We start from the raw sequence: 5520 nt of genomic DNA, 5'->3' as shown, positions 1-5520 counted from the left end.
TGGCACATCTGTTGAATGATCCACCGCTTTCGCGAGCAAGCCCGCTCCCACACTTGACCAGGTTTCAAGTCAAAACTTACTTCGTACCGCTGACCTGCTGGTACAGCGCATCCGCATTCGCATTAGTCACCGGCACCCACGGCAGGATGTAGTTCTTGGCGGTGCCGTCACCCCATTTCACGTCCTTGCCATAGCGTTCCCAGATCACCGACTGCGGCTTGTAATCCTTGCCGGCCAACGCTCGCAGCGCCACATCCAGCGCGCCTTGAGACTGGGCCTGGGCGTCTTGCAGGAAGGTGGTCACTTCATCTTTCTTCGCCGCCTGGATCGCATCCGGCATGCCGTCGATGGAGGTCACCGGCACGTCCTTGGACGACAACCCATGGGACTTCAGCGCCTGTACCGCACCAAGGGCCATGTCATCGTTCTGTGCGATCACCCCGTTGATGCCTTTGGGGTGGGCGTTCAGCCAGTCTTCAGTCAGGGCCAGCGCCTGGGCGCGGTCCCAGTTGGCGGTTTTCTTCTCGATGATCTTGATGTCCGGGTGCTTGCCCAACACTTCCATCTCGCCCCTTTCGCGGTCGATCTGTGCCGACTGGCCAATCGGGCCCTGGATGATCACGACGTTGCCCTTGCCCTTGAGCTTGTCGACCATGGCCTGGGCCTGGAGCCGGCCGCCTTCCACGTCGTCGTTGCCGACATAAGGTACGTTGGCGTCCGCCACCTTGGTGTTGGAGGCGATCACCACCACATCATTGCTCATGGCAGCCTTCACGGTGCCGACGCCGGCCTTGGTGTCGATCGGTACAAACAGGATCGCGTCGTAGTGCTGGGTCACCATGTTTTCAATCTGGTTGTTCTGGGTCAGGGCGTCGTAGTTGCCGTCGAACACGGTCAGTTGCACGGTGCCGTCCTTGACGGCCGGGTGTTCCTTCAACTCGCGCACCCAGTTCTGCATGAACTGGCCCTTGAGCCCGTACACCGCGGCGCCGATCTTGTAGGTCTTGCCATCGGCAGCCAGGGCAATGCTGCTGGCGAGCAGGGAGAGTGCCGCGACGGCGGCCAGGGAAATACCAACTTTCATGATGAGAACTCCGCTTATTGTTGTAGGTCGTTCAGTTCGGTTTCGAGGAAAAGCGACTAGCGTTTTTTCTTGCGCCACACATCAATCAGGACTGCGAACACGATGATCAGGCCCTTGGCGACCTGCTGGTAATAGGAGGACACGCCGAGCAGGTTCAGGCCGTTGTTGATCACACCGATCAGCAACGCGCCAAACAGCGTGCCGACAATCGTGCCGGTGCCGCCCGACAGGCTGGTGCCGCCGATCACCACCGCGGCAATCGCGTCCAGCTCATAAGAAGTACCGGCCTGGGGCAGGGCGGAGGTGGTGCGCGCCGACAGCACCACACCGGCCAGCCCGGCGAGCAGGCCCGAAACCACGTACACCGAAAACATCACCTTGCGCACGCCGATCCCGGAGGTGCGAGCGCTCTTCTCGTTGCCGCCCACCGCGTACACATAACGGCCGTAGGTGGTGTAGCGCAGCACCATCCAGAAGATCAGCGCGACCACGGCGAAGATCACGATGGGCACGCCAATCGGGCCGATCTTGCCGATACCCAGCGCCAGGTACGCGTCGGGCAGGTCGGTGATCGGGCTGCCGTCGTTGAGGATGAAGGTCATGCCCCGGGCAATGCTCAACATGCCCAAGGTCGCGACAAAGGGCGGGATCGACAGGTTGGCGACCATAAAGCCGTTCACCACCCCGAGCATCGCCCCGGCGAACATCCCGGCGCTGACCGCCGCCAGCACGCCATACCCCTGGGTCGCGACCATGGCGCTGCACAAGCCAGCAAACGCCAGGATCGAGCCCACCGACAGGTCGATGCCCTTGGTCAGGATCACGTAGGTCATGCCCACGGCGAGGATCCCGTTGATCGAGGTCTGGCGCAGGATGTCCATCCAGTTGCGCCAGGTCATGAAGTATTCGCTGGCGAAGGCCATCACCAGGCACAGCAGGATAAACACCAGCGGCAGGCCGAAGCGGTCGAGGGACAAGCGCAGGCGACTGCGGGGTGCGGTCGTGATGGGGGCGGCTGCAGGTGTAGAAAGTGATTTGGCATTCATGAGGCAAGACTCAACAAGGCTTCCTGGGAAAGGGCGGTATCGCTGCTGATGGTCACCAGCCTTCCGCCTTTGAACACGGCAATACGGTCACTCAGGTGCAGCAATTCCGGGGCTTCGGACGACACCACAATCGCCGCACCACCGGCGCGCACGAACTGGTCCAGCAGGTGATAGATCTCCTGCTTCGCGCCTTCGTCGATGCCCCGGGTCGGCTCGTCGCACAGCAGGCAGATCGGCTGGGTCGACAGGCATTTGGCGAGCACCACTTTTTGCTGGTTGCCACCGCTCATGGATTCCACTGGCAGGTCCAGGGAGGTGGTCTTGATCTGCAGGCGCTTGACCATGTCCTGGGCCAGCTGGTTTTCCTTGCGCGCATTGATCAGCGACCAGCTCGACAGCTGCTTGTACGCCGACAATGCGATGTTCGAGAGGATGCTGCCGCTGAGCACCAGGCCGCTGTCTTTGCGGTCTTCGGTGACCAGCGACATGCCGGCCAGGATCGTTGCCTTGGGCAGCCCGATGGGCATCGGTTTGCCTTGCAGGGTCACGCTGCCGGAGTCCGGGGTGGTGAGGCCGTAGATGCAGTTGAGGAATTCACTGCGGCCCGATCCCATCAGCCCATAGATGCCGAGAATTTCGCCCTGGCGCAGTTGCAGGCTGATGTCCTGGAACTCGCCGGCGCGGCTCAGGCTGTCGACATCCAGGCAGCATTCAGCGGCGCATTCGCGGCCGACCTTGTGGTCGATGCGGGTGAGTTCCTGGCCGACGATGCCGCGCACCAGGTGGGCGCGGTCGATATCGGCCATGCGCCCGGTCTCAACGAAGGCGCCGTCGCGAAAGATGCTGTACTCGTCGGCGATTTGCGCCAGTTCACTGAGGCGGTGCGACACATAGATGATGCCGGCACCACGGGCGGTAAGGCGGCGGATTGCCTTGAACAGGGTTTCGGCCTCGCGCTCGCCGATGGCGGAGGTGGGCTCGTCCATGATCATCACCTGGCAGTCGTGACTGAACGCCTTGGCGATCTCCACCAGCTGGATCTGCGCCACGCTCAGGCGATGCATGGGGCTGGTGGCGTCGACGTCGAACTCCAGGCCTTCCAGCAGCTCGCGAGTGCGTCGGTTGAGTTGCTTGCTGTCGACGATGCAGCCGGCGCGGCGCGGTTCGCGGCCCAGCCAGATGTTTTCGGCGACGGTCATGTTGGGGATGGGTTCCAGTTCCTGGGTGATCATCGCGATCCCCGCCGCCAATGCTTCGCTGGGGCGGTTGAACTGAACGGGTGAGCCGTTGAGCAGGATGGTCCCGGCGTCACGCTGGGTGATGCCCATCAGGATGCTCAGGAAAGTCGATTTGCCTGCGCCATTGCCGCCGCACAGGGCGTGAACGCTGCCGGCCCGCAGAGAGAGGCGCCCCTCACGCAGGGCAGGGATCCCGGCGTAAGCCTTGGCGACGTGTTCAGCCTGGAGCAGTAATGGCGTGGCCATCGGCGTGTCCTCGTGCTGTGAATTCTTATTAGGTCGCACAGTCATGTTTCGCTGTGATCATATGTGTATCAAATGAAATTCTGATCAGTCAATCTCTTTCACTGAAAAGTTGTAAATGCGTGGTTTTGCGCAAACTGTGCCGATTTAGAGGGCTTTGACTGTAGGGTCAGCTAAATCCTGCTTGACAGGGCGCCTGGAATGCCCGAGAAATGACTGATCGGAATTTCATTGAGTGATCATATGATCATTCGAAAGTACCCAAAACGGCAGCGGAGCCAAACGCCATGAACACACCTTTCCCGGTGGCTATCGGATGCGATGAAGCGGGTTATGAGCTCAAAGAACTGTTGAAGCGCCATATCGAGGCACTGGGTTACCCGGTGACCGACTTCGGTACCCACTCCACGGCCCCGGTGCTGTACCCGGACATCGCCCTGGCGGTGGCCACGGCGATCAATGCCGGTGAACAGCGGCTGGGGGTGCTGGTGTGCGGCACCGGTATCGGCATGGCCATTTCGGCCAACAAAGTCCTGGGGATTCGTGCAGCCCAGGCCCACGACACCTATTCGGCGGAGCGGGCGCGCAAGAGCAACGATGCGCAGATCCTGTCCATCGGTGCACGGGTGATCGGTGCGGAACTGGCCAAGAGCATCGTCAAGTCGTTCCTGGAGTCGGAGTTCGAAGCCGCGCGTTCCGGGGCCAAGGTCGACCGCATCAACGCGATCGAGCGCGACGGGCATCAGTAGTGGACGGAACGGGGCAAGAGTCGGGAGAATGCGCCTTTGACACCGAAACGGAAGCCCGTGCCCATGAGTGACAGTACCCAGCGCATCGCCAGCGACATCGACCTGATGACCGAAGTGGCGATGCTCTATTACCTTGAGAACGTCACTCAGGAAGCCATCGCCAAGCGCTTCGACCTGTCCCGGGCAAAAGTCAGCCGCCTGCTCAAACGCGCACGGGATGAAGGCATCGTCGAGGTGCGGGTGTTGCAGCATCCGGCGATGAACAACGAGCTAGAACAGGCGCTGGTGGATCGTTTCCAGCTGGACCGCGCCTTGATCGCGGTCGACCACAGCGACCCCGACACCCAGCGTTCGGCGGTTGCGAGCCTGGTGGCCAACTACCTGAACAAAACCCTCAGCGACGGCATGATCGTTGCGGTCGGCATGGGCCGTAACGTTGGCGCAGTGGCCGATAACGTGTTCCTGCCGGTGACCCGCAATTGCACGTTTGTGTGCGCCATTGGCGGTTCGCTCAAGGCGGGCGAATACATGAACCCCGACCACATCTGCCGGCGCCTGGCCCTGCGTTTTGGCGGCGAAAGTGAAAGCTTGTACGCCCCGGCGCTGGTGGCTAATCCGGAACTGCGCGGCGTACTGATCAGCAACGATACCGTGCGTTCCACCCTTGACCGTGCTCGCCGTGCCGACATGGCACTGATCGGCATCGGTGACATGAGTGAAAACAGCAACATGGTGCGCATGGGGTGGTTTTCACCGCAGGAAATCGCCCAGGCGCGGTTGTCCGGCACGGTGGGGGACATGATGGGGTATGACTTTATCGACATTCATGGCCAGCCGGCGGTCAACGCGATTCAAGGGCGGGTGATTGGGTTGACGGTGCAGGAGCTGTTCCGCATTCCGGATGTGGTGGCGATTGCCAGTGAAAATACCAAAGCGGCGGCGACGCTTGGGGCGTTGCGGTCGGGGGTGATCAATACGCTGGCGACCACGGTGACCAATGCTCATACCATCCTGGCGCTGGATGATGCGACGCGCAAAGGCTGACCTGGGCGATAGGTCACGTTTTTTGGATTGGGTGTATATCCGTTATTTTTGTTATGGCTGAAATGGGTTCCGCTCTTACAGCGGCTCACTTTTGAAAAGCGCAAAAGTAAGCAAAA

5 protein-coding genes are annotated in these 5520 nt (G+C 61.0%); 2 read left to right on the top strand and 3 right to left on the bottom strand.

What is annotated here, in order from left to right; translation table 11 throughout:
- Positions 1-76: 76 nt before the first annotated feature.
- The 3 genes from SNL23_RS30680 to SNL23_RS30670 are packed head-to-tail and all read right to left on the bottom strand — an operon-like array spanning position 77 to position 3614.
- Positions 77-1084 (bottom strand): substrate-binding domain-containing protein, encoded by a 1008-nt coding sequence (locus tag SNL23_RS30680; protein WP_318304644.1) that lies wholly within the window; start codon positions 1082-1084, stop codon positions 77-79.
- 56 nt (positions 1085-1140) lie between these two features.
- Positions 1141-2130, bottom strand: coding sequence for an ABC transporter permease (locus SNL23_RS30675; protein ID WP_010172022.1), 990 nt, complete (start codon positions 2128-2130; stop codon positions 1141-1143).
- Positions 2127-3614, bottom strand: coding sequence for a sugar ABC transporter ATP-binding protein (locus tag SNL23_RS30670; RefSeq protein ID WP_318304643.1), 1488 nt, complete (start codon positions 3612-3614; stop codon positions 2127-2129). Before SNL23_RS30670 ends, SNL23_RS30675 begins: the two co-directional genes overlap by 4 nt.
- A 284-nt stretch (positions 3615-3898) precedes the next feature.
- On the opposite strand from SNL23_RS30670, the gene rpiB reads away from it, so the two are divergent.
- A complete protein-coding gene (gene rpiB, locus SNL23_RS30665; RefSeq protein ID WP_003215716.1) occupies positions 3899-4360 on the top strand; it encodes a ribose 5-phosphate isomerase B in 462 nt (153 codons plus the stop codon).
- A 63-nt stretch (positions 4361-4423) separates the two neighbouring features.
- Positions 4424-5404, top strand: a complete 981-nt coding sequence (locus SNL23_RS30660) for a sugar-binding transcriptional regulator (RefSeq protein ID WP_226477269.1) — start codon at positions 4424-4426, stop codon at positions 5402-5404.
- Positions 5405-5520 lie beyond the last annotated feature (116 nt).

The organism is Pseudomonas sp. SED1 (assembly GCF_034044025.1).
GTDB lineage: Bacteria > Pseudomonadota > Gammaproteobacteria > Pseudomonadales > Pseudomonadaceae > Aquipseudomonas.
The sequence above is the reverse complement of the archived record's forward strand: the minus strand, read 5'-3'. Positions and strand labels throughout refer to the sequence as shown.

What these genes read in the sequence shown, in the direction of transcription:
- SNL23_RS30675 (WP_010172022.1), bottom strand. Translation starts at nt 2,130, where the DNA reads ATGAATGCCAAATCACTTTCTACACCTGCAGCCGCCCCCATCACGACC.
- SNL23_RS30670 (WP_318304643.1), bottom strand. Translation starts at nt 3,614, where the DNA reads ATGGCCACGCCATTACTGCTCCAGGCTGAACACGTCGCCAAGGCTTAC.
- SNL23_RS30660 (WP_226477269.1), top strand. Translation starts at nt 4,424, where the DNA reads ATGAGTGACAGTACCCAGCGCATCGCCAGCGACATCGACCTGATGACC.
- SNL23_RS30680 (WP_318304644.1), bottom strand. Translation starts at nt 1,084, where the DNA reads ATGAAAGTTGGTATTTCCCTGGCCGCCGTCGCGGCACTCTCCCTGCTC.
- rpiB (WP_003215716.1), top strand. Translation starts at nt 3,899, where the DNA reads ATGAACACACCTTTCCCGGTGGCTATCGGATGCGATGAAGCGGGTTAT.